General features: G+C 61.6%; 4 protein-coding genes. All 4 read right to left on the reverse strand.

Going from position 1 to position 2,070, the window contains the following annotated elements; translation table 11 throughout:
• Window positions 1-194: transposase family protein (locus GX444_20625; protein NLH50988.1), on the reverse strand; the 194-nt coding region annotated here is incomplete at its 3' end.
• Window positions 195-225: 31 nt separating this feature from the next.
• A complete protein-coding gene (locus GX444_20630; GenBank protein NLH50989.1) occupies window positions 226-480 on the reverse strand; it encodes an aldehyde dehydrogenase in 255 nt (84 codons plus the stop codon).
• A gap of 165 nt (window positions 481-645) precedes the next feature.
• On the reverse strand, window positions 646-1,353 hold the full coding sequence (locus GX444_20635) for a hypothetical protein (protein NLH50990.1): 708 nt from the start codon (window positions 1,351-1,353) through the stop codon (window positions 646-648).
• 240 nt (window positions 1,354-1,593) lie between these two features.
• A partial coding sequence (locus tag GX444_20640; GenBank protein NLH50991.1) for an ATP-binding protein occupies window positions 1,594-2,070 on the reverse strand: 477 nt, incomplete at its 5' end.

Here is a 2,070-nt window from a genome sequence, read left to right on the forward strand (position 1 = left end):
CGCCGGTTGAAGTCGTTCACGAAGGAATCGGCCAGCCAGGGATTGGCGTCCTCGATGGTGGTTTTCCCGGCCAGCGCCAGTTCGGCGATCAGTCGATCCTGCAAGGTGGCGAAGAGCCGTTCGACCCTTCCCTTGGCCTGTGGCGACAAGGCGCGGATCGGCTCGATGCCGAGGTCGCGCAGAACCAGGCCCACTTGGGTGGGGTCTTGTTGGCCGCGCAGTTGCTCATCCAGGGTCCAATGGTCGTCGTTCCGGAAGAGCGCGCCGGAGTAAAACCTGCTGAAACCGCCGCAATACGTTGCCGCGTTCTTCCAGGCTCTTGGCGGCCCAGTCTTTCTGAGCCGCACGCGCCCGCGCGACCGCTTCCTTGGCGTCATCGGCCGTGAACAGACTCACCTCGCCGATCGGCTCGCCGGTCGACGGATTGTCGCTCGTCAACAAGCCGCCCGATCCCGTGTATTTCTGGTAGAACTTCAACATAAACCAGTGTTCCTTTATATATGCTAATATGAGCATATATAAATTATGAAGAATTTCAAGGGGGATTTAATAATGATAAACGTGCTGATATTGTCCGGTTTTTCAAATGAAATAGGTTTGGTTTTGTATCTAATTTAGATTGGGAGCCTTGGGCTGGAGAAAAAATCAGTTCTCCAATGACGCCGCCTTAACAGGCTTTTCCGAATCGCGGCGGATCTGCGCGACGATCCCGACGATTCGCCGTTTGCCGACCGGCAGCGGCGGAAAACGGTGCGGGTCATTGGAAAACAAATAGTTGCGCAGCAAACGACGGACGGCCATTTGGGACGGCGCCACTTGGGTCAACACCAGCTTCCCCGCCATTTTTTGCGGCTCGATCCGGCCCAGGTTGATCAATAACAGATCGCCCGGAATGATTTCCGGACTCATCGACTCATCCTTCGCGCGACAGGCGCAAAGACGGCCGCCGAGCACGGCCGGCGCGATCGTGAAGCCTTCCATGGTATTCGGACCGATCAACGTCAACCCCTTCTCCACCGCCTCCCAGGCGCTTTCGCCGAGAATCGGCACGGTGACGAAATCCGACGCCATCACCTCGCCGGCGCCGGCCAGGTCCACGATCCGGATCGCTTCCGGCGCGCTTTTGTTTTGGGCGCCGTATTTCGGTTCCCACCCGAAGAGCAGCCAGTTGGGCGTGACACCACACGTCAGGCAGATGCGCCGCACGATGTCGTAACCCGGCTGCGCCCGGTCTTCCAGGTAGCGCTGCATGGTGGTGGCCGAGACGTGAATGATTTTGCCGAACCGCGAATAAACCCCGTCGGCGCATTCGTCGACCAGAATCCGCAACCGCGTGATAAAGTCCTCGGACATTTTGCGTTCTCCTCACCTGATGAATCCGCCGCGTCGACCGGCGCCGTCTTTCCGATTGAGAGCGAACCTGCCCGCGACCGCCTTCGTTCCGGCGCCCCCCTCTACGGACGAAGATGAAACGCGGCCGGAACAGGTTCGCCCGGTCCCTCCGCTGGACGATCCGCTCCGATCGGCCATCCGCTGGCCAGGCGTTGGCGGTCCGATCCCGAGGCGCGTACTTCGCAACCGGTCAAGCCGGAATCAGTTCATGCTCAGGCGATCCAACGAACGGTACTGCACCGCCTCGGCAATGTGCGCCGCGCGCACCCGCTCGGATTGCTCGAGGTCGGCGATCGTGCGCGCGACCTTGAGAATCCGCATCAAGCCCCGCGCCGAAAGGCCCAGCCGGTCGTGCAGGGTTTCGAGCAAGCGGTGGCCGTCGGCGTCGGGCTCGGCGTATTGCCAGGTCTGGCGGCTGGTCAGTTGCGCGTTGGTGTCGACCGAGGTTCCGTGAAAACGCCGCCCGGCGAAGCGGCGCGCTTTTTCGACCCGGGCCCGCACCGCGGCCGAGCTTTCGCCCCCGCCGGCGCGCATTTCGCGATACGGGACCGCCGGAACCTCCACATGCAAATCGATGCGATCGAGCAGCGGACCGCTGACGCGGCGCCGGTAGCGTTGGATCGCCTGAGGCGTGCACGAACAATGATGGGTCGAGTCGCCCAGGTAGCCGCACGGGCA

It is taken from the genome of Myxococcales bacterium (assembly GCA_012517325.1).
Taxonomy (GTDB): Bacteria; Lernaellota; Lernaellaia; order Lernaellales; family Lernaellaceae; genus JAAYVF01.